The organism is Aliiruegeria lutimaris, assembly GCF_900099935.1.
Classification (GTDB): domain Bacteria; phylum Pseudomonadota; class Alphaproteobacteria; order Rhodobacterales; family Rhodobacteraceae; genus Tropicimonas; species Tropicimonas lutimaris.
The window spans coordinates 123,664-143,868 of sequence record NZ_FNEK01000003.1 but is presented as its reverse complement, the minus strand read 5'-3'; the positions used below and the strand labels follow the sequence as shown (position 1 = coordinate 143,868).

Sequence of the window (20,205 nt, the reverse complement as noted above, 5' to 3'; positions counted from 1 at the left end):
TTCCGCGCACTTTCTTTTCCGGCATCCCTGCACGAAGCGCCGCCCGCCCGGAAAAGGAAAACGCCCGCCATGTCCCGGGCGGGCGTTTCAACAGGCTCATCCGTGCAGTTCAGCGCGGGAAAGGGACGCGGTTCAGGCCTCCCTGGCCTTGGCCACATCCTCGGGCGTGCCCACATTGAGGATCGCCACCGAACGGTCGATCCGGCGCACCATGCCGGTGAGAGCCTTGCCCGCACCGATCTCCCAGATCTCGTCCACGCCCTGTCCGGCCATCCACGCCACCGACTCGCGCCAGCGCACGGCGGCGGTCACCTGCTCCACCAGCAGTTTGCGGATTTCATCGGGGTCGCTTACCGCCTCGGCGCGCACATTGGCCACGACCGGCACCTTCGGCGCTTTGATCTCGACCGCGGCCAGCGCCTCGGCCATCACGTCCGCCGCCGGCGCCATCAGTGCGCAATGGAAGGGTGCGGAGACCGGCAGCAGGAGCGCGCGCTTGGCGCCCTTGCCCTTGGCGATCTCCACCGCCCTTTCGACCGCCGCCTTTGCGCCCGAGACCACCACCTGCGCAGGATCGTTGTCATTGGCCGCAGCGCAGACATCGCCTTGCGCCGCCTCTGCTGCCACAGCGCTCACCGCGGCGTAGTCCAGCCCGAGGATCGCGGCCATCGCGCCCTGGCCCACTGGAACGGCCTTTTGCATGGCCTGCCCCCGCGTGCGCAGCAGCCGCGCGGTGTCCGAGATGCTGATCGCACCAGCAGCGGCCAGCGCCGAATACTCGCCCAGCGAGTGTCCGGCCACGAAGGATGCTGTCTCGACTCCGATCCCCTCGGCCTCCAATGCCTTCAGCGCGGCGATCGAAGTCGCCATCAACGCAGGCTGGGCATTTTCGGTGAGCGTCAACGCCTCGATCTCGCCCTCCCAGATCAGGTCCGACAGCTTCTGGCCAAGCGCGGCGTCCACCTCGTCAAAGACAGCCTTGGCTGCCGGGTAGGCCTCTGCCAGCGCCTTGCCCATGCCGATTGCCTGCGCGCCCTGTCCAGGAAATACGAATGCCCGAGTCATTGTTTCTTGCCCTTTCCGTCCCGATTCGTGTCGCCTCGTCTAACCGCAGACGCAGGTTCGAACAAGCGGCCCCATGATCGCACATATCCTGTGCGGCCGGGCCCATACACTTGCGCAAGCGGGGCCAATAGTCTCTCCGGGCACCCCCTGATCCTCCGGAGACCTCCCTTGTCGCTCGCAAATACTCACGTTTCCTACGGCGTCGTCACGCGCGCCTTTCACTGGGCCACCGCCCTGGTGATCCTCGCCCTCCTGCCGCTTGGGCTGATCGCCCATGAATTGCCCTTTGACACGCCCGAGCAGCTTGCGCTGAAGGCCAATCTCTTCACCATCCACAAGACGCTCGGCGTCACCGCCTTCCTCGTCGCGCTGGCCCGCATCGCCTGGGCGCTGGCGCAGAAGAAGCCCGCCCCGCTCCATGCCGACAAACCGCTGGAGATCTCGCTGGCCGAGGCCGTGCACTGGCTTCTTTACGGCTCGATCGTGCTCGTTCCGCTCACCGGCTGGATCGAACATGCCGCCACCGAGGGTTTCGCGCCGATCTGGTGGCCGTTCGGACAGTCCCTGCCCTTCGTGCCGAAATCTCCCGCCGTGGCGGCGGTCGCCAGCGGGCTGCACGCGGTTCTCGCCTATGCGCTGGCGGCGGCGCTGGCGCTGCACCTGGCTGGCGTCGTCAAACATGTGCTGATCGACCGGGACGCCACGCTTGCGCGCATGTGGAACGGCACGGTCGCCGCCGCTTCCGGGACGGCCACGCATGGCCGCCTGCCCCATGTCGCAGCCGTGGTCATCCTGTTGGCGGTCTCCGGGCTGGCCCTGATGGGCGCGGAAGCGGAAACCGATCACCCGCAAGCCGCCGATCTGGCCGAGGTTGTCTCCGACTGGCAGGTTCAGGAAGGCACGCTCGCCATCACTATTCACCAGTTCGGCTCCGATGTGACAGGCAGCTTCGCCGACTGGACCGCCGCCATTACCTTCGACGAAGACCCGACCGACGGACGTCATGGCAGCGCCGAGGTCACGATCGCCATCGGCTCGCTCGGCCTCGGCCTCGGCTCAGTCACCGCCCAAGCGCTCGGTGCCGATTTCTTCGACGCCGGACAACATCCCACGGCCACGTTCCGAGCCGATATCCTGCCCGGTCGCGATGGCAGCTATATCGCGGACGGCAGCCTGCTGCTGCGCGGCGTCGAAGTTCCGATGACGATGCCCTTCACACTCGAACTGGACGGCGACACCGCCCGGATGTGGGCCACGACCGAAATTGACCGGCGCGATTTCCATATCGGCGACAGCCAGACGGATGAGGCATCGCTCGCCTTCAACGTGCGGATCGAGATCGACCTGACGGCTCAGCGCAACGGCTGAGACACAGCGGGCCGGCGGGAGCTTCGTCAAAAGCACGCAAGTTCGCCTTCACGCCCGAAGAATGCGACAGGAAACGCAGCGAGCGACCGTGAACTGCTGTTCCCGCGGAGCCCGGCTTCGCGGGACACCAAGGAAAATCCGGATCGCCTGTTGTGGACTATTGCTGGATTGATTGCAGGTAATAGACCAGAGACAGGATACGTCCCCGTGCAACCATGTCCGCCGTTTCTCCACGCTGGCTGGTCGCGGAGGACTGGAAGCGCTCACCCCAGATCGGCATCGTGCTTCCGTGCGCCCTCACGCCATCGCGACCGTCGATCGTGGTTAAGAGCTCCTCGAACGGGAATTTACCATCGTTCGCCTTTGAGAGCTCCAACAGACCGGGGGTCGGGACGTTCAGGAGTGCGGCGAGAGGCCCGTCCCCCATCGCACTCTCTCCGTGGCACCCCGCACAAGCGATCATGTACTCACGTTCGCCCGCTGTTTCGGCGAACGCTCCCGAGACACCGAAAATGCAAATCGCCACCGCTATCAACGCGCCACCGAAAATTCTTGGTTCAAACATCTCTATTCTCCCTTTTGTGGCGTCCGAAGGGTACGAGATTGACCTTGGGTAAGCTATGATCTGGATCATCGGGAAGACGCGCATTTGCTCCAACGCGTCAGGAAAACGGGGTGCGTTTTTTCGTGAGCCCTGGCGACCGGCGGCACAACGGTCAGCCAAGAAGGCGGGGACTTTCGCGGATAGGTGCCAGTGATGGCTACGCACGAAAAGGCGACAGCGTAGCGAAGGCACGCAGGGCCGAGACCGTTCCGTGCACGAGAACCGCTCCGCGTTCCTTTCGCTCCCGTCGAAAATCCGTCGGCGTAACGCGCCGGACCGCTTGCAGTTTTATCGCCGCAATCCCTCGCCTTCCGGGCAGATATGAAAAGGCCCGCCGGAACCAACCGGCGGGCCTCGTTTCATGTCTTCGAAAGGCGGATTACTCGGCCTTCATCGCCTCCACGGAGATCATCACCGCGACCTCGTCGCTGACATAGGGCGCGTAGAGCCCGAGGCCGAAATCGGAGCGTAGAAGCGTGGTCGTGGCGGTGAACCCGGCCCATTCCTTGTTTTCCATCGGATGGGTGCCCGCGGCGTTCAGCACGGTGTCGAGCACGACTTCCTTCTCGACGCCGTTCATGCTGAGCGTGCCGGTGATCAGCGCCGTGTTCCCGCCGGTCACCTCGATCCCGGTCGAGTTGAAGCTCACCAGGTCGCCTTCGGCCGCGCCAAAGAAATCCTCGGACATGAAATGGCCGTCGCGGGCTTCCCAGCCGGTAAACATCGACAGCACCGGCATGGAGACGTTCACCGAGCTTGCCGCCGGGTCTTCCGCGTCGAGCGCAATCTCTCCTTCGAAACCGGAGAACATCCCGGTCGTGGTCGAGTAACCGAGGTGGTTATAGGAGAAGACAACCTGGCTGTGGCTGGGGTCGAGCACATAGGTTTCGGGCGCGGCCGAGACAGCCGTGGCGGACATCAGGGTGGCAGCGGCGAACGCCGCGGGGATCAGGCGAAGGGTCATTTCAGTTTGCTCCGTGCAGAGAAATTGGCTTTACACGGACACACATGACACGGGCAGTGCCCGAAGAAATCGCGCACGGACGCACAGACCCTCTGCGCTGCAGCAAAGTCCCCGTCCCCGCCCCTGAAGGGTTGCAATCACCGGGGATTTGGCGTAGCTGCACCCATCTCCGCGATCCAATATCATCCAGCGGCGCCTCTCGTGGACAGGCAGCGGAGAATTTGCCCGCCCTATGAAGGCCGCTTTAGAAATGACAGGAGTTCGCATGCCGCTTTACGAGCATGTTTTCATCTCGCGTCAGGACCTGTCCAACGCGCAGGCCGAAGGGCTGATCGAGCACTTCTCGACCGTTCTGGCCGATAATGGTGGCCAAGTCGTCGACCAGGAATACTGGGGCGTCAAGACCATGGCCTACAAAATCAACAAAAACCGCAAGGGCCACTACGCCTTCCTCAAGACCGACGCCCCCGCGCCGGCCGTGCAGGAAATGGAGCGCCTGATGCGCCTGCATGACGACGTGATGCGCGTGCTTACCATCAAGGTGGACGAGCATGTCGAAGGCCCGTCCGCCCAGATGCAGAAGCGCGACGACCGCGACGATCGCCGTCGCGAGCGCCGTTAATTCGAAACCTGAGAAAAGGAGCATAAACCATGGCTGCAAAACCGTTTTTCCGCCGCCGGAAGGTCTGCCCGTTCTCTGGTGAGAACGCGCCCAAGATCGATTACAAGGACACCCGTCTCCTGCAGCGCTACGTGTCCGAGCGCGGCAAGATCGTACCGTCCCGCATCACCGCCGTTTCGGCCAAGAAGCAGCGTGAGCTGGCCCGTGCCATCAAACGCGCCCGCTTCCTCGCCCTGCTGCCTTACGCCGTGAAATAAGGAGACCCGACAATGGACGTCATCCTTCTGGAACGTGTGGCCAAGCTTGGCCAGATGGGCGAAGTCGTTTCCGTCAAGGACGGCTATGCCCGCAACTTCCTGCTGCCGCAAGGCAAGGCCCTTCGTGCCTCCGAGGCCAACAAGGCCCGGTTCGAAGCCGAGAAGGCCCAGCTGGAAGCCCGCAACCTCGAGAGCAAGAAAGAGGCCGAAAGCCTCGCCGTCGCGCTCGACGGTCAGCGGTTCATCGTGATTCGCTCGGCTTCCGACGCCGGCGCGCTCTATGGCTCGGTCACCCCGCGTGATGCCGCCGAAGCAGCCACCGCCGGTGGTTTCTCGGTCGACAAGAAGCAGGTCACCACGCCGAAGCCGATCAAGGAGCTCGGCCTGCACGAGATGACCGTGACCCTGCACCCCGAGGTTCAGGTGACCATCATCATGAACGTCGCCCGCTCCCAGGAAGAGGCCGAACTTCAGGCCACCGGCAAGTCCATCCAGGAACTGGCCGCCGAAGAGGAAGCGCAGAACGAATTCGAAATCGCCGAGCTGTTCGACGACATGGGTTCTGCCGCGGAAGACGACGAGGACCTGCGCGGCGCCACCGCCGAAGAGGCCCCGCAGGAACCGATCGAAGACTGATCTTTCCCGTTATCGGGAAATGAAACGGGCCGCTCAAAGGAGCGGCCCGTTTTGCTTTGGCGGCGGCCGGTGTGTCCTGGCCTCTCTCAGCGCCGCTGGTCCCGCAACTGCCCGGCCCGCGCCTCGCCCTGCCGCTCGATCATCCAGCCGGGATATTCCGATGGAAGCTGCGTGACCGCGTCGAGGGCCGCGAGATCCTCTTCCGTCAACGCCACGTCGACCGCGCCGAGATTGTCGGTAAGCTGGTCGACCCGCTTGGCGCCGACGATCACGCTCGTCACCACCTTCTGATGCAGCAACCAGGCAATCGCCACCTGCGGAATGCTGCAATCCTTATCCTTTGCGATTTTCCGCATCGCGTCCACCGCGTCATAGGCGCGTTCCTTGTCGATGGGCGGGAAATCGAAACTGACACGCCGCCCTTCGGCCGTCGAGGCTTCGCGGTCGAACTTGCCCGACAGGAAGCCGCCCGCAAGCGGGCTCCACACCATCAGGCCGATCTCCTCCGCGCGCAGCATTGGCACCAGTTCGCGTTCAAGGTCGCGCCCCGCGAGCGTGTAATAGGCCTGCAGCGAAACGATGGGCGCCAGCTTGCGCGCCTCGGCGATGCCAACCGCCTTGACGATCTGCCAGGCGGCCCAGTTCGACACGCCGATGTAGCGCACGCGGCCCGAGCGCACGAGCGTATCGAGCGCCTCCAGCGTTTCGATGACGGTCGTGGCCGGATCGACGCCGTGAAGCTGGTAGAGGTCGATATGATCGATCTGCATCCGCTTCAGGCTCGCATCGACCTGGTCGAGGATATGCGCCCGCGACAGCCCGCGCGCATTCGGCCCCACGCCCATCGCGCCATGGACCTTGGTGGCGATCACCACGTCCTGCCGCGCGATCCCGAGATTGCGCAGCGATTGGCCGAGGATCTCCTCGCTCCGCCCGGACGCATAGACATTGGCCGTATCGATGAAATTGACCCCTGCGTCCACCGCGACACGGACGAGTGTATCCGCCTCGTCCTGCTGCAGCTTGCCGATCTGGCCCCACATGCCGTCGGAGCCGCCGAATGTCATGGTGCCGAGGCAAAGCTCGGAAACGAAAAGGCCGGAATGGCCGAGACGGCGATAGCGCATGACGAATTTCCCCTGCTGAGTTGGCCCGGCGCCGAACCGGACGGCACCAGTGTCGCAGACAAAGGACACGGCGTGCAATTGGTCTGTTCGCTGAAACACCCCCAGCCCGGACATCAGACCGTCCAGCCGGGACTGGCGACGGAGGCCCATTGCCGCCTATCGCGGAAAGAAATCGCCTTCCGATTTCAATTCCGGAGAGCCGTCTTCAATCTGGATTTCGAAGCGCCCGTGATAGCCGCCGTCAATCGGTGTCCATGTCCAGATATTGGCATGTCGCGTCTCGACACCGTCCACTGTCCTCACATTCACGACCCATGCCCGGAATGCACCGGCCTCCAGCATTTCCAGCGGCAGTAGATAGCAATTCGTCTCAACCTCCTGAAAACAATAGTCGAGCGCGCCATCCGCCCGGATCTCGAACGCCGCCGGCAGGCCGGCCCCGCTCACCGGCGACACCAGCGTTCCATAGAATCTCTCGGCGCAGGCGCTGTTTCCCGCAAGGATCGCGCAAATGGCCGCAAAAACGCGTCGTTTCATCCCGAGCCCTCCCATGCCTGACACCAGCCTAGGCGGGCGGCTTGAACCGCGCAATCTCAGCGAATGAGTGGCATATGGGGGCCGCAGCTTTCCGGCAGCTCCCCAACAACGCGCGGGTCGGCCGCGATTTCGACCTGCCGGCGAAAGGGCACGAAACCGCTACGGCGATAGAAGGACAGTGCGCTGGGGTGATCCAGCGTGCAGGTATGCAGGTGAAAGCGCGAGATCGGGCGGCTCCACGCTTGTTCAATGGCACTGTTCATCAACCACCGGCCCACACCGCCACCAATCAGCGGCGGCGCCAGTCCGAAAAACACCAATTCGCATTCCCCCTCCTGCCGGAAATCCAATTCCAGTAGGCCAAGCGACTCCCCGTCCCGTTCCCCCGAAAACAGCGCGACATCCGGGTGGTGCAGGATCTTCTCCAGCGCGTCCCGCGACAGCCTCAGCCGGGAAAACCAGAGCCACTCCTCTGCTCCGATCTGTCGAAACAGCGCGCGGTACCAATCCACATCCGGTTTCTCATGGAACCGAAGTTCAACACCCTCGGGCTGCGGCACCGGACGTGGCGCCACCTGCGCGCGCATCTCCAGATGCGTGACCACCATCGCCAGCATCCCGTCCGGTACGTCGTGACACCCCTCGTTCAACATCGATCCACCTGTCTTCTTCTGACCTCAAATATCCCCGTCGGAGGCAATGCGCGCAGCGCACTTCAAACAAATAGGCCGCCCCGGAAGGAGCGGCCTTTCTTACGTCCGGTCAGCGAAGGATCACTCCTCGTCGAGCGCCTCAACGGCTTCCTTCAGCTTGTCCTTGTCGGTGGCAACCTCGGTGATCGTGGCCAGTTCGAAGACGTAGTCGATGACCTTGTCCTCGAACAGGGGCGCACGGAGCTGTTGTTGCACCTGCTGGTTCTGCTGCACGAATTCAAAGAACTCGCGCTCCTTGCCCGGGTACTGGCGCGCCTGATTCAGAATCGCCTGAGTCATCTCGGCATCGGAGACCTGGATCTCGTTCTTCTGGCCCAGCTCGGCCAGCAGAAGGCCCAGCTTCACACGACGCACGGCCAGCTTGTTATGCTCCTCGGTCGGCTCGATCGGATCGTGGTTGTGATCGTGCACATCGGGGTTTTCCTCGTGCCAGAGCTGGTGCGCAATCTGGCTGGCCTCGGCTTCCACCAGGGTCGGCGGCAAGTCGAAGGACACCAGGTCGTCCAGCTTGTCGAGCAGCGCACGCTTCATGACGGCACGGGCAGCGCCGGCATATTCGGCTTCGAGCCGCTCCTTGATCTGCGCCTTGAGCGCATCGAGGCTCTCGGAGCCGAACTGCTTGGCCAGATCGTCATCCAGCTCGGCCGCGGCCGGTGCCTTGATTTCCTTGATCGTGCATTCGAAGACGGCTTCCTTGCCGGCGAGATGCTCGGCCTGGTATTCCTCGGGGAAGGTGACGGTCACGGCGACCGGCTCTTCCTCGTTGACCTTCACGCCGACCAGCTGCTCTTCGAAGCCGGGGATAAACTGGCCCGAGCCGAGCTCCAGCGGGAAGTCTTCCGCCGAACCGCCGTCGAAAGGCTCGCCGTCGACCTTGCCGACGAAATCCATTACGACCTGGTCGCCTTCCTTGGCCTTGGAGCCCTTGCGGCGTGCCTTGAAGCTCTTGGCCTGCTCGGCCAGACCGTTCAGCGCTTCCTCGACGGAAGCCTCATCGGCGCTCACGACCATCTTTTCGAGGGCGATTTCCTTGAGATCGGGCTGCTCGATTTCCGGCAGTTTCTCGTAGCTCATGGAAACGACGACATCGTCGCCTTCTTTCCAGTTCTCGCCTTCCATCTTGATCTCGGGCTGCAGCGCCGGACGATCGCCGGTGGCCTCGAGGTGCTCGGACATCGCGCCATCGACGCTTTCCTGCATGACCTCGCCCAGCAGGCGCGTGCCGAACTGCTTCTTGAGCAGCGCCATCGGCACCTTGCCCTTGCGGAAGCCCTTCATCTCGATCTCGGGCTGCGCCTCGGTCAGTTTTTCTTTGACCTTGGCGTCCAGTTCATCGGCGGTGATGGTGATCTGGTACCCGCGCTTCAGGCCTTCGTTCAGGGTCTCGGTGACCTGCATGGCTCTTCTCTTCCTTCCTCACATGCGAAACACCCGCGGCGCAACAAGCCCAGATCCGGAAGGCTACCGGCCCTGCTGCTTCAGCAATGCGGACGTTCCTCTCGAAACGTCATTGGTGCGGATGAAGGGACTCGAACCCCCACGCCTCGCGGCGCCAGAACCTAAATCTGGTGCGTCTACCAGTTCCGCCACATCCGCTTTGAAACCGAAACGACTGCGGGGCCCATTTCACAGCGCCGCAGCCGCCCGATCCAAATTCGCGCCCTTCTAGCAAGGCTGAATGCCGGATGCGAGAGTAAAAACCACAGATTTGCAACGCTTCGCGCCTTCTGTGGAAAATTCTGTGGATATTTCTCGGAAGATTGCACCCTTCCGGCTAACATCTGCCGATAAAGATAAAAAAGGCACGAGCAGCCATATGAACATATCCTTTCTCGGCAGCGCCCTCCGGCGCCAGCCGTCGCAACCGGTGCAGCGGCAGGAAACCGGCCTGACCAGTTCGCTCTCGCTCTACACCGAACAGGGCCCGATTCCCGCGTTCCTGCTCTCCCCCGGCGACAAGGTCATCCGGCGCGGCCGGGGCCCGGCAGTCGTGCGCGACGTGGAGTTCGACACGTTCACCGGCAAGATGATCCGCATCGCCCCCAATGCGCTCGGCCGCGCCCGGCCCGAGGATTTCGTGCTGCTGCCGCCCGATCAGAAGATCCTGCTGCGCCGTTTCGAAGGCTCGCTGCTGACAGGCGAGATCCGCGACGGTCTCTTCGCCCTGCGTGATCTCGTCGATCACGAGCGGATCTGCTGGTACCAGCCGGACGGTCCGGTCAAACTCGTCCGGCTCGCGTTCGATGAGAACGAGATCGTGCATGCCGGCGGCCTGGAACTGGCCTTCGAGGGTTGATCCGCCCCCGCATCGATCCCCGTATCAATGTGAACTGCCAATCTTGCGGCGGCGCGCATCCATCCCCATAACAGAGCAAAGAAAAACAAAGAGCTCTTGATGGAAAGCGTTGCCAACCCCGACACCACATTCTGGATCACCGCCGCCGGGATTTTCTGCCTGCTGGTGCTGTCCGGATTCTTCTCCGGCTCCGAAACGGCGCTGACAGCCGCCTCGCGCGGCAAGCTTCGATCGATGGCGGACAGGGGCTCGGGCGGCGCCTCCACCGCACTCGACCTCAAGGAAGATAACGAGCGCCTGATCGGCGGCATCCTGCTGGGCAACAACCTCGTCAACATCCTGGCCACCTCGCTTGCCACGGCGCTCTTCACCAGTCTCTTCGGCGATAGCGGCGTTGCGCTGGCCACGCTGGTGATGACGCTGCTGGTGCTGATCTTTTCGGAGGTTCTGCCCAAGACCTATTCGATCAACGACCCCGAGACGGCCGCCGCCCGCTCGGCACCGATCATCGGGCCGTTCATCACCGTCCTGTCGCCGATTGTTGCCGTCATCCGGGCGATCGTCCGTTTCGTATTGTGGCTGTTCGGCATGAAGATCGATCCCGACTCGATGCTGTCCGTGCGCGAGGAGATCGTCGGCGCGCTGCAGATCGGCCATTCCGAAGGGATCGTCGAAAAGGAAGACCGCGACCGCCTGCTCGGCGCCCTCGATCTCGGCGACCGGATGGTGGACGAGATCATGCTCCACCGTTCCCAGATCGAAATGATCGACTCGGCCGATGCGCCGGAGGCCATCGTCACCCAGGTACTTGCCTCCGCCTATACCCGCCTGCCCGTCTTCCGCGAGGAGCCCGAGAACATCATCGGCGTGGTCCATGCCAAGGACGTGCTGCGCGAGATGGACCGGCTGCTGCGGCAGGCGAAGTCGGTCGAGGGCGGGCTGGCCGAATTCCAGGTGCTCGACATCGCCAAGGAGCCCTATTTCGTCCCCGAGACCACCACGCTCGACGACCAGATGCGCGAGTTCCTCCGCCGGCACACCCATTTTGCTCTCGTCGTGGACGAATACGGTGCGCTTGAAGGGCTGATCACGCTGGAGGACATCCTCGAGGAAATCGTGGGCGAGATCACCGACGAGTTCGACGAGGAAGAAGCGCAAAGCGTTCTACCCGACGAGGCGGGGAATTATCTCATCGATGGCGCGATGACGATCCGCGACCTCAACCGCGCGACCGACTGGACGCTGCCCGACGAAGAGGCTAACACCATTGCCGGCCTCGTCATCCACGAGGCACAGACAATCCCCGAGCAGGGACAGGTCTTCTCCTTCCACGGCTTCCGCTTCGAAGTGGTCACCCGCGAACAGAACCGCCTGACGCAGCTCAAGATCCGCCCGCTCTGACGCGCGCTCCATTGGTTGATTCTGCAAGGGGCCAAGGATGACTGCGGCCTCGGCCGCAGGCGCGCGCCACCCCCAACCGGCAGCAAGCATCTTGATGCGCAGCCGCCGGGGAGGGAGCGCCTCCGTTCGGCCTTACCGTCCCTTGAACAACCCACCGAGAATGCCCCGCACCACGGCCTTTCCCGATTGGGTGCCAATCTGGCGGGCGAAGCTCTTGGCGAAGGCCTCCCCCACGGAATCCGAGCGCGAGGAACTCCGCGCCGGCTTGGCGGTCGATCGTCCTACACGGGCCCCGGAATAGCGCCGCGCCGAGCGGTACTCGCGTTCCGCCACCGGAGCTTCCTCCTCGTCTTCCTCGATCCGCTCCGCCGCTTCCGCGGCCTTGGCGGCCCGTTCCGCGAGCATCTCCCGCGCGCTCTCCCGGTCGAGAAGCGTGTCGTATTTCCCCACGACCGGCGAGGTGGCCATGACCTGCGCGCGCAAGGCGTCATCGAGCGGTCCCAGTTGCGAGGATGGCGGCCGGATCAGCGTACGCTCCGCCATTCCCGGCGCCCCCTTCTTGACCAAAAAGGAGGTCACTGCCTCCCCCGTGCCGACCTCGCGGATCGCCTCCTCGATCGAGAAGCGCGGGTTGTCGCGATAGGTCTCAGCGGCCTGCTTCAGCGCCCGCCTGTCCTTGGCGGTGAAGGCGCGCAGCGCATGCTGTACCCGGTTTCCAAGTTGCCCCAGAATGTCATCCGGCACATCGGCCGGGTTCTGCGTCACGAAATAGACGCCCACTCCCTTGGAGCGGATCAGGCGCGCCACCTGCTCGACCTTGTCCACCAGAGCCTTGGGGGCATCCTCGAAAAGCAGATGCGCCTCGTCGAAGAAGAAGACCAGCTTCGGCTTCTCCGGATCGCCCACCTCCGGCAGGGTCTCGAACAATTCGCTGAGAAGCCACAAAAGGAAGGTCGCGTAGACGCGCGGCGCGGCCATCAGCTTGTCGGAGGCCAGGATATTCACCCGCCCGCGCCCGGCCTCGTCGGTCAAAAACAGGTCTTCCAGGGCGAGCGCCGGTTCCCCGAAGAGCCGATCCCCTCCCTCATTTTCCAGCATCAGCAACCGCCGTTGGATCGCGCCCACCGAGGCCGTGGAGACATTGCCGTAGCGCAACGAAAGCGCGTTTCGGTTCTCGCCGACCCAGACCAGCAGCGCCTGCAGATCCGACAGGTCCAGAAGCGGCAACCCCTGCTCGTCGGCCACCCGGAAGGCGATATTCAGGATACCCTCCTGCACCTCCGACAGTTCCAGCAGCCGCGACAGCAGGAGCGGCCCCATCTCTTCCACCGTCGTGCGCACCGGATGCCCCTGCTCGCCGAAGAGATCCCAGAACGTGACCGGAAAGGCATCATATTGCAGATCCAGCCCGATTGTCGCCGCGCGCTCCATGAAAGGCGCATGAAGCGCCCCCTCGGGCGAACCGGACGCGGCCATGCCGCTCAAATCGCCCTTCACATCGGACAGGAAAACCGGCACGCCGGCGGCGGAGAAGCTCTCGGCAAGGATCTGCAACGTCACTGTCTTGCCGGTCCCCGTCGCACCGGCAATCAAGCCGTGACGGTTCGCATAGCGCAACAACAATTCCTGCGGGCTGGCATATCCCTCGCCTCCACCCCCAACGAAAACTTCACTCATACCCTGCCTCCTGCCTGAATCTGCACGCCACGATACACCTTTGTACAGCCGCCACCAGCGCTTGAACGGCCCTGGGGCATGCAAGTCGACGCATCGGGATACGGGAACGAAACCGGTTTCCATACAAGTTTTTTATTTCGATCATAATCTTGGCAGATGCAATTTTGACTGTTGACGGATGTTTCCGATGCAAATAGCGTCTGCGTCGTCAAGTCGGCCCGTCCGACAGGGAGAACTAAATCGGTGAAAAATCACCACGGGGAAACACCCGCAGAAAGGGTCCAGCCGGGCCCTTTTTTGTTGGTCTTCCGACAGTCTGTTCCCAACTTCAGCCAGAGTGCCGCGTCAAAGCGCTCACGCCGCGCCATTGGCCGCTGACAGGACCGCGCGCCCGTGTTACACGCAGCAAACAGGAAAACTCGAGCAAAGAAGCGATATAGCGAAAATGACCTTTCTTTCGTCTTCCCGCCTGACATCCGTGGCCCTGGCCGCCGCCCTCGCCGCCCTGCCCGCTATCGCCCAGGATACGGCATCGGAAGAACCGGCCGCCGAAGCGGAGGCGTCACAACCGGCCGATGCCGCGGGTGCGCCGGCCGCCACGGAAACGGAACAGTCCACCGATCAGTCTCTCGGACAACCCTATGTCGCGGAAGTGGCCGGGGACTGGCAGATCGAATGCCTGCGCACAACGCTGGAAGCCGATCCCTGCCGCATGGTCCAGATCCTGCTCGACCAGGGCAATCCCGCCGTGCGCGTCGAAGTCATGACATTGCCCGCCGCAAGCCCCGCTCCGGCCGTTGCCACGTTCTATGCACCGCTGGAAACCCTGCTGTCCGAGCAACTGACTCTGTCGATCGATGGCGGACGCAAGAGCCAGCACCAGTTCAACTACTGCACGCCGCAATTCTGCGTGGCCCAGGTTCCCTTTGCCCCCGACGCCGTGACGGCCTTCAAGCGCGGCGCAAAGGCCGAGGCAAGCATCATCCCGCTGCGCGCCCCCGACCAGCGGGTCAACCTGACAATGTCGCTCACCGGTTTTACCGCCGGCTATGACAAGCTCGCGGAGTTGAACAAGGCCAGCGAGGAAGCCATCCGCAAAGCGCAAAGCGCGGGCGGCAACTAAGCCGGCTCTGCCACCGGCAGACCAAGCAAGGACAACGCCGCCTGCAATGGCGGCGTTTCTGTTTAAACAATCGGCATTCAAACACGCGCGACCTCGCTGGCAGGCAAGCGCATCACTGCAAATTTCGAAAATGGGGGCTCCGCCCCCCCCCCGCGCTCTTTCGAGCGCTCCCCCCCGGGATATTTATTGAAAGATGATGTTCTGGAGGTTTGCCCTACTCATCATTCCGAAAAATACCTCCACCGGAGGCATGATCCGAAGGATCGTTCTCTTGCCAGGCCCGGACACGGATCGGACTCTCGACCTCAGGCCCGGCGCAGAGCCAGAACCGCGTTCAAGCCGCCAAAGGCGAAAGCATTGGACAGGACGACATCGATTTTGGCCTCTCGCGCGACATTCGGAACGACATCCAGCGCGCATTCCGGGTCGGGCTCCTCGTAACCGATCGTGGGCGCGACGATCCCGTCCTTCAGCGCCATCGTGCAGGCCAGAAGTTCCACCGCACCGGTACCGCCAATCAGGTGGCCGTGCATCGATTTCGTCGAAGAGATCATAAGGTCATTGGCATGATGGCCGAGCGCATCGGCCACGGCCGCGCATTCCGTCTTGTCATTGGCCGCCGTTCCGGTGCCGTGGGCGTTGATATAGCCCACTTTTTCCGGGTTGATCCGGGCATCCTTCATGGCCAGCGTCATCGTCCGGGCCGCGTTCTGCTTCGAGGGCATGACGATATCGGCCGCATCGGAGGTCATGGCGAAGCCAATCACCTCGGCAATGATCTCGGCGCCGCGGGCCTTGGCGTGCTCGTATTCCTCGAAGACGAAGATCGCCGCGCCCTCGCCCTGCACCATGCCGTTGCGATTGGCCGAAAACGGGCGGCAGGCATCCTTGGACATCACCCGCAGCCCTTCCCAGGCCTTCACCCCGCCGAAACAGAGCATCGCTTCCGAGCCACCGGTAATCATGACCTCCGCCATGCCGCAACGGATCAGGTTGAAGGCCTGGCCCATCGCGTGGTTGGAGCTGGCACAGGCTGTGGCGACGGTAAAAGTCGGCCCCTTGAGGTTGAACTCCATCGAGACATGGGAGGCCGCCGCGTTGTTCATCAGCTTGGGCACGACGAAAGGGTGCACACGGTTCTTCCCTTCCTCGTAGACGGTGCGGTAATTGTCGTCGAGGGTGTTCATGCCGCCGCCGGAATTGCCAAGCACGACGCCGGAGCGCGCGGCCAGATCGCCCATGAAGCTCAGGCCGGACTGGGCAATCGCTTCACGGGCCGCGAGCAGCGTGAACTGGGTGAATCGATCGTACAGAGCGATCTGCTGACGGTTGAATTCGGTGTCAGGGTCATAGCCCTTGACCTGCCCGCCGATCTGGATGGCAAGCCGGTCGACATCTCGGATTTCCAGCGGGCCGATGCCGCATTTTCCCTCGCGCATCGCTTCCAACGTCTGGGGAACGTTGGTTCCAAGGGCGTTGATCGTACCCTGCCCGGTAATGACAACGCGCTTCACGATCCGGATTGCTCTGCAACGAGGCCCTCGACGGCGCCGATGATGGCCGCGACCGAGGAAATATCGAAATCGCTCTGCTCGGGTTCATTGGCGTTGAAGGGAACCGAGATATCAAAAGCCTCCTCGATGGAGAAGATGCTCTCGACCAGGCCCAGGCTGTCGATGCCGAGATCCTCCAGGGTGGAGTCCATCTTCACGTCGCCCGGCTCCAATACCGCCTGTTCCGCGATGATCGCAATCACCTGATCCTTGACGCTTTCGGCCATGTTCCGGCTCCCCTGCTCCTCATGTGCCGGACATTTAGTCCTTGCCGTTCCCCTTGGAAAGAACCTTTCGCAACTCCGCGACGTCGCGCACCAGCTTTGGCAGGCGCCGCAAGGCCTTGTAGCTTTCGACCTGGCTCGAGATCTTGGTCGCCGGATAGCCCATCATAACCCGGCCCGAGGGGACGTTGGACAGCACCTTGGTGGCGGCCGAAATCACCACGTCCGAGCCGATGGTGATATTGTCCACGGCACCGGATTGCCCCGCCATGACCACCCGATCCCCGATATTCGTGGAACCGGCCACGCCAGCCAGGCCGCAGAACAGGCAGTTCTCGCCCGCAACCACGTTATGGGCAATCATGACCAGGTTATCGATCTTGGTTCCGTTGCCGATCCGTGTCGCACGGATGGTTCCGGCATCGATGGTCGAATTGGCACCGACCTCGACATCGTCGCCGATCTCGACACCGCCGAGCGAGTGGATCTTTACCCATTGATGCCCCGTATTCTCCACCTCGTCGCTCATCGCGCCGCGCGCTTGCTCCATGCCGGAGGCCTGCGGCGTAACAAAGGAGAAGCCGTCCCCGCCAATGGCCGCGCCGGACTGGCAGGTAAATCGATCCCCGATGCGCACGTTGCGCCCGATCCGCGCCCCGGCATGTATCAGCGCGTCCTTGCCAATCCGGCAATCGGCCCCGATAGACACATGCGCACCAATCCGGGCGCCGACACCGATGACGACATCGCGCCCGATAACCACGAAAGGACCGATCGCCGCCCCATCGCCGATCTTGGCGCTCGGGTCGGCAATCGCCGTTTCATGAATGCCCGGCGCGATTTCCGGCCCGACATCGAGCAGTTTCGTCAGCCCCGAAAGCGCGTAGCGCGGGCGCGACACCAGCACGGCGGCTTCCAGCCCCATCGCCTCCCAATCCGCCCCGTCCCAGAGGATCGCCGCGCGCGCCTCACCCTCCTTGAGGCCTTCCGCGTAGGCCGGCGCCATCGCGATGGCCAGCGCATCCCGCGCCGCGCTTGCCGGTTCGGAAACGCGTGATATGGTCAGGGACGCATCCCCAACCGCCTTGGCGCCCAATGTATCCGCAATATTCTGGATGGTATGCTGCATGGCCCTCGTACCGCCTTTCGCTCTGGGCTGCAGGTGTAGAGCAAAGCCGGGAAAAACCGCAACCGCCGTTTGGCATTCCGCCCCATTCGCTCAAAACCCAACCGGGCTCAGACAGACCCTCTCGGCAACGAATGACCCTTCCGGAAAGCAGAACTCCCGATCCGCCTTCATCTTTCCGGAAAATATCCTGGGGGGAGCGATCGCAAGAGCGCGGGGGGTAAAGCACCCGCCCACCGCTACTGCCCTCTCAGCTGCCAGGCAGTTCCAGCGACACCCCGGCCTTTTGCATTTCCGCCCAGATCTTGGCATCGCGGCCATAGACGTCTTCGCGGTAGTTCATCCGGCCCTTCGGCGTGGCAAAGGCAGTGCGGTACTGGATATGCACCGGCACCGTGGCGTCGAGATTGACGCGCGTCTCGGCCCCCGTGCGCAGGCGGGTATTGAACAGCCCCTCGGGGTCGTCGCTCTGAAGCGCGAGCAGCGCATAGGCGAGATCCTTCGGATCGGCGACACGCACACATCCATGGCTGAAATCGCGGCGGTCGCGCGCGAACAGGCTCTTGGAGGGCGTGTCATGCAGATAGATATTGTACTTGTTGGGGAACATGAACTTCACCTGGCCGAGCGCATTGCGCTGCGACGGCGGCTGTTTCAGCGCGAAGGGGAAGGTCGAGGCCGAGTATTGTGCGAAATTCACCGCCGAACGGCTGATAGTGCGCCCGCGCGAATCCACCAGTTTCAGATGCGAGACCGCGTTCGGGTTCCGCTTCAACTGCGGCAGGTATTCCTTGGTCGCAATGGAGCGCGGCACGTTCCATGTCGGATTGATGACCATGTATTCCATGACGTCGGAGAATTCCGGCGTCCGCTGCCCGTCCTTGTTCTTGCCCACGACGACCCGCGTGGCAAAGCTGACCTTGCCGTCATCGATGATACGAGCGGTGAACTCGGGGATGTTCACGAGAATATGCCGCTCGCCCTTCGGGATATTGGTCCAGCGCTCCCTCTCCATGGCGACCAGAACCGAGGCGAGGCGCTCCCGTGCCGGCACGTTGAGCGCCTTGATCGTCCCCTCGCCGGCAACGCCATCCGGCGTCAGCCCGTGGGCCAGCTGGAACTGCTGAACCGCTTTCTGCATGTTGCCGTCATAGTGCTGCGAGGCGCTGCGGCCGAGATAGCCCATGGCGATGAGCCGGTTGCGCAGCGCCACGACAGCATCGCCCGACTGGCCGGGCTTGAGGGCGGAGCCGGGCACCCTCGCGCCCCAGCCGCCCTTTTCCAGCGTATGTTGCAGGCGCATCTTCTCGGCCAGAAGTGCCGTGTATTGCGGCGTCTTCGGCGGCAGCGATTTCAGATAGCCCGCGGGCGAGGCCGTGGCGAAGGCCCTGAGCTGTTCGACCTGATCGCGTCGCGGCAGGTCGCGCACGATGGAGCGGTCGATCTTGCTCGGGGTCATGGCGCCGGACTGGATGTCCTGGGCGTATTGAACGAACATCTTGGCGGCCAGAACCTCGGCCCTGCCGAGCGCGCGTGGCGACTTCGCGGCGCGGAAGGCCGCCTTGAGCTCTTCGGGGTCATAGCGTCCAGCCGGCAGGCCATGCAGGTCGGCGGTCTGCAGCGCGCGCAACAGCGCGGCGCGACGCGGCCCGTCCCCGGCCCCGGTAAAGATCGGCTGGTAATCGCGCGTTCGGTAGAAAGCTCCCACCGCCTCGTTGCCATAGGAGGCCTCGGCCACCGATTGACGGAAAGCGGTATCCTGAGCCTGCACCGGGAAGGCCGACATGAACAGCAAGGCTCCCAGCAATACTGGGACAATGACGGCAAGGCGCCGTTGTTTCGTCAGGATCGACATGGGAAATCCCTCAAAAATTCCTATTCGCAAGATTCCTCGAGCATTCCACGAGCCTGCGGGTCAAGTCCACGCCCAACTGCCGGAGGGCAGATCCTTGCCCGGATGCTGTTGCACCCGCACACCGCGGATGTGACTTTCCTGCACTTCGCTTGCGCACATGCCGAACAGGAAAGGGAAAATTTACTCTTGTTAGCGCTTTCTCAGCAGGTTTCTGCCTATTTCAGGCCACACCGACCTGCGGCGCGAAATGCGCACTTGGAAGCAGAATCGGTTTGTGGCATCAATCTGGCACGCCTGGGGATGAGGTGTGAATAATCCGCGAAACAGCGGAAACGGAAAGAGAAACGGGACAGGCAAGGACCGATGACAGAAAAGTCAGCCCTTAAGGGCATTACTCGACGTGGCATATTGTCCGCGTTCGCGGCGACCGCCGTTGTGGCAGCGCCAACATTTTCGAATGCAGCTGGTTTCCTTCGGGGCGCGGGAGATATCCGCCGCCTGAAGATGTATAACGGCCGTACCGGCGAGACGATGGATACCATCTATTGGATCGAGGGAAGCTACATCAAGGATGCGCTGAAAGAGATCAACGCCTTCATGCGCGACTGGCGTCGCAACGAGGTCAAGACCATCGACACGCGGACGATCGACATCATGGCCGCCGCGCATAACCTGACCGACAGTTCCGAGCCCTACATGCTCCTGTCGGGCTACCGCTCGCCCGCCACCAATGCGATGCTCCGCTCGCGTTCGCGCGGCGTGGCCAAGAATTCCCTCCACATGCGGGGCCAGGCGGCCGATCTTCGCCTCGGAAATCGCTCGATCTACCAGGTCGCCAAGGCTGCTCAAGCCTGCGGCGGCGGCGGTGTCGGCACCTATCGCGGCTCCAACTTCGTGCATATGGATTGCGGCGTCGTCCGCAGCTGGAACGGCTAACGCGACCTTCCTGTCCCTGACCGGACAAGACCACTCACACCTTGAAAGGCCACGACCGCTTTAGGCGGCGTGGTCTTTGGCATTTTCTTTTTGTGGTTGTGGGCACAAAACCAACACGGTT

The 20,205-nt window shown here is 62.9% G+C and carries 20 protein-coding genes and 1 tRNA gene; 8 read left to right on the top strand and 13 right to left on the bottom strand.

Annotation, left to right across the window (positions count from 1 at the left end):
- Positions 1-132: 132 nt before the first annotated feature.
- The gene (gene fabD, locus BLR85_RS02805; protein ID WP_093148986.1) at positions 133-1,065 is read right to left on the bottom strand and encodes an ACP S-malonyltransferase; all 933 of its coding nucleotides are present in this window, start codon (positions 1,063-1,065) and stop codon (positions 133-135) included.
- A gap of 168 nt (positions 1,066-1,233) precedes the next feature.
- Between fabD and BLR85_RS02800 the strand changes: the two genes are divergently transcribed.
- Entirely contained in the window at positions 1,234-2,433 is a 1,200-nt protein-coding gene (locus BLR85_RS02800) for a cytochrome b/b6 domain-containing protein (RefSeq protein WP_093148981.1), read from the top strand.
- Positions 2,434-2,590: 157 nt separating this feature from the next.
- Here BLR85_RS02800 and BLR85_RS02795 read toward each other — a convergent pair whose 3' ends face one another.
- Together BLR85_RS02795 and BLR85_RS02790 are read right to left on the bottom strand one after the other, a co-directional pair.
- Positions 2,591-2,998: a c-type cytochrome gene (locus BLR85_RS02795; protein ID WP_093149206.1), complete on the bottom strand. Its 408-nt coding sequence runs from the start codon at positions 2,996-2,998 to the stop codon at positions 2,591-2,593.
- 418 nt (positions 2,999-3,416) lie between these two features.
- Positions 3,417-4,001: a YceI family protein gene (locus tag BLR85_RS02790; protein ID WP_093148976.1), complete on the bottom strand. Its 585-nt coding sequence runs from the start codon at positions 3,999-4,001 to the stop codon at positions 3,417-3,419.
- 265 nt (positions 4,002-4,266) lie between these two features.
- On the opposite strand from BLR85_RS02790, the gene rpsF reads away from it, so the two are divergent.
- From rpsF to rplI, 3 genes are read left to right on the top strand one after another with little or no spacing between them, the layout of a single operon-like run.
- On the top strand, positions 4,267-4,623 hold the full coding sequence (rpsF, locus tag BLR85_RS02785) for a 30S ribosomal protein S6 (protein WP_068309744.1): 357 nt from the start codon (positions 4,267-4,269) through the stop codon (positions 4,621-4,623).
- Between the two features lie 29 nt (positions 4,624-4,652).
- Positions 4,653-4,880, top strand: a complete 228-nt coding sequence (gene rpsR / locus BLR85_RS02780) for a 30S ribosomal protein S18 (protein WP_010139260.1) — start codon at positions 4,653-4,655, stop codon at positions 4,878-4,880.
- Positions 4,881-4,892: 12 nt separating this feature from the next.
- Positions 4,893-5,516 (top strand): 50S ribosomal protein L9, encoded by a 624-nt coding sequence (rplI, locus tag BLR85_RS02775; RefSeq protein WP_093148972.1) that lies wholly within the window; start codon positions 4,893-4,895, stop codon positions 5,514-5,516.
- A gap of 86 nt (positions 5,517-5,602) precedes the next feature.
- On the opposite strand, the gene BLR85_RS02770 is transcribed toward rplI, so the two are convergent.
- The 5 genes from BLR85_RS02770 to BLR85_RS02750 form a co-directional block, all read right to left on the bottom strand.
- Positions 5,603-6,643: an aldo/keto reductase gene (locus BLR85_RS02770; RefSeq protein WP_093149202.1), complete on the bottom strand. Its 1,041-nt coding sequence runs from the start codon at positions 6,641-6,643 to the stop codon at positions 5,603-5,605.
- A gap of 156 nt (positions 6,644-6,799) precedes the next feature.
- Positions 6,800-7,180, bottom strand: a complete 381-nt coding sequence (locus BLR85_RS02765; RefSeq protein ID WP_093148968.1) for a hypothetical protein — start codon at positions 7,178-7,180, stop codon at positions 6,800-6,802.
- A gap of 56 nt (positions 7,181-7,236) precedes the next feature.
- Positions 7,237-7,833 (bottom strand): GNAT family N-acetyltransferase, encoded by a 597-nt coding sequence (locus BLR85_RS02760; protein WP_093148964.1) that lies wholly within the window; start codon positions 7,831-7,833, stop codon positions 7,237-7,239.
- Between the two features lie 120 nt (positions 7,834-7,953).
- Entirely contained in the window at positions 7,954-9,291 is a 1,338-nt protein-coding gene (gene tig / locus BLR85_RS02755; protein WP_093148960.1) for a trigger factor, read from the bottom strand.
- 113 nt (positions 9,292-9,404) lie between these two features.
- A tRNA-Leu gene (locus BLR85_RS02750) sits at positions 9,405-9,489 on the bottom strand.
- Positions 9,490-9,709: 220 nt separating this feature from the next.
- Between BLR85_RS02750 and BLR85_RS02745 the strand changes: the two genes are divergently transcribed.
- Positions 9,710-10,189, top strand: coding sequence for a Hint domain-containing protein (locus BLR85_RS02745; RefSeq protein WP_170844434.1), 480 nt, complete (start codon positions 9,710-9,712; stop codon positions 10,187-10,189).
- A 99-nt stretch (positions 10,190-10,288) separates the two neighbouring features.
- A complete protein-coding gene (locus BLR85_RS02740) occupies positions 10,289-11,590 on the top strand; it encodes an HlyC/CorC family transporter (RefSeq protein ID WP_093148952.1) in 1,302 nt (433 codons plus the stop codon).
- 132 nt (positions 11,591-11,722) lie between these two features.
- On the opposite strand, the gene BLR85_RS02735 is transcribed toward BLR85_RS02740, so the two are convergent.
- Positions 11,723-13,267 carry a helicase HerA-like domain-containing protein gene (locus BLR85_RS02735; protein WP_093148948.1) on the bottom strand — a complete coding sequence of 515 codons (1,545 nt, stop codon included), beginning with the start codon at positions 13,265-13,267 and terminating at the stop codon, positions 11,723-11,725.
- Positions 13,268-13,712: 445 nt separating this feature from the next.
- Here BLR85_RS02735 and BLR85_RS02730 point away from each other — a divergent pair, with 445 nt between their 5' ends.
- Complete coding sequence (locus tag BLR85_RS02730) at positions 13,713-14,390, top strand: invasion associated locus B family protein (protein WP_093148943.1); 678 nt, start codon at positions 13,713-13,715, stop codon at positions 14,388-14,390.
- A 305-nt stretch (positions 14,391-14,695) separates the two neighbouring features.
- Here the strand turns inward: BLR85_RS02730 and BLR85_RS02725 are convergent, their stop codons facing one another.
- From BLR85_RS02725 to BLR85_RS02710, 4 genes are all read right to left on the bottom strand, one after another.
- Entirely contained in the window at positions 14,696-15,904 is a 1,209-nt protein-coding gene (locus tag BLR85_RS02725) for a beta-ketoacyl-[acyl-carrier-protein] synthase family protein (protein ID WP_093148939.1), read from the bottom strand.
- Complete coding sequence (locus BLR85_RS02720; RefSeq protein WP_093148933.1) at positions 15,901-16,170, bottom strand: acyl carrier protein; 270 nt, start codon at positions 16,168-16,170, stop codon at positions 15,901-15,903. The genes BLR85_RS02725 and BLR85_RS02720 overlap by 4 nt, the downstream gene beginning before the upstream one ends.
- Before the next feature lie 34 nt (positions 16,171-16,204).
- Positions 16,205-17,296, bottom strand: coding sequence for a UDP-3-O-(3-hydroxymyristoyl)glucosamine N-acyltransferase (gene lpxD, locus BLR85_RS02715; RefSeq protein WP_093148929.1), 1,092 nt, complete (start codon positions 17,294-17,296; stop codon positions 16,205-16,207).
- 247 nt (positions 17,297-17,543) lie between these two features.
- Positions 17,544-19,148 carry a L,D-transpeptidase family protein gene (locus tag BLR85_RS02710; protein WP_093148924.1) on the bottom strand — a complete coding sequence of 535 codons (1,605 nt, stop codon included), beginning with the start codon at positions 19,146-19,148 and terminating at the stop codon, positions 17,544-17,546.
- A 363-nt stretch (positions 19,149-19,511) separates the two neighbouring features.
- Between BLR85_RS02710 and mepK the strand changes: the two genes are divergently transcribed.
- On the top strand, positions 19,512-20,084 hold the full coding sequence (mepK, locus tag BLR85_RS02705) for a peptidoglycan L,D-endopeptidase MepK (protein WP_093148919.1): 573 nt from the start codon (positions 19,512-19,514) through the stop codon (positions 20,082-20,084).
- Positions 20,085-20,205 lie beyond the last annotated feature (121 nt).

Coding starts and splice junctions, on each gene's coding strand:
- fabD (WP_093148986.1), bottom strand. CDS start 1,065: ATGACTCGGGCATTCGTATTTCCTGGACAGGGCGCGCAGGCAATCGGC.
- BLR85_RS02795 (WP_093149206.1), bottom strand. CDS start 2,998: ATGTTTGAACCAAGAATTTTCGGTGGCGCGTTGATAGCGGTGGCGATT.
- BLR85_RS02790 (WP_093148976.1), bottom strand. CDS start 4,001: ATGACCCTTCGCCTGATCCCCGCGGCGTTCGCCGCTGCCACCCTGATG.
- rpsF (WP_068309744.1), top strand. CDS start 4,267: ATGCCGCTTTACGAGCATGTTTTCATCTCGCGTCAGGACCTGTCCAAC.
- rpsR (WP_010139260.1), top strand. CDS start 4,653: ATGGCTGCAAAACCGTTTTTCCGCCGCCGGAAGGTCTGCCCGTTCTCT.
- rplI (WP_093148972.1), top strand. CDS start 4,893: ATGGACGTCATCCTTCTGGAACGTGTGGCCAAGCTTGGCCAGATGGGC.
- BLR85_RS02770 (WP_093149202.1), bottom strand. CDS start 6,643: ATGCGCTATCGCCGTCTCGGCCATTCCGGCCTTTTCGTTTCCGAGCTT.
- BLR85_RS02765 (WP_093148968.1), bottom strand. CDS start 7,180: ATGAAACGACGCGTTTTTGCGGCCATTTGCGCGATCCTTGCGGGAAAC.
- BLR85_RS02760 (WP_093148964.1), bottom strand. CDS start 7,833: ATGTTGAACGAGGGGTGTCACGACGTACCGGACGGGATGCTGGCGATG.
- tig (WP_093148960.1), bottom strand. CDS start 9,291: ATGCAGGTCACCGAGACCCTGAACGAAGGCCTGAAGCGCGGGTACCAG.
- BLR85_RS02745 (WP_170844434.1), top strand. CDS start 9,710: ATGAACATATCCTTTCTCGGCAGCGCCCTCCGGCGCCAGCCGTCGCAA.
- BLR85_RS02740 (WP_093148952.1), top strand. CDS start 10,289: ATGGAAAGCGTTGCCAACCCCGACACCACATTCTGGATCACCGCCGCC.
- BLR85_RS02735 (WP_093148948.1), bottom strand. CDS start 13,267: ATGAGTGAAGTTTTCGTTGGGGGTGGAGGCGAGGGATATGCCAGCCCG.
- BLR85_RS02730 (WP_093148943.1), top strand. CDS start 13,713: ATGACCTTTCTTTCGTCTTCCCGCCTGACATCCGTGGCCCTGGCCGCC.
- BLR85_RS02720 (WP_093148933.1), bottom strand. CDS start 16,170: ATGGCCGAAAGCGTCAAGGATCAGGTGATTGCGATCATCGCGGAACAG.
- lpxD (WP_093148929.1), bottom strand. CDS start 17,296: ATGCAGCATACCATCCAGAATATTGCGGATACATTGGGCGCCAAGGCG.
- BLR85_RS02710 (WP_093148924.1), bottom strand. CDS start 19,148: ATGTCGATCCTGACGAAACAACGGCGCCTTGCCGTCATTGTCCCAGTA.
- mepK (WP_093148919.1), top strand. CDS start 19,512: ATGACAGAAAAGTCAGCCCTTAAGGGCATTACTCGACGTGGCATATTG.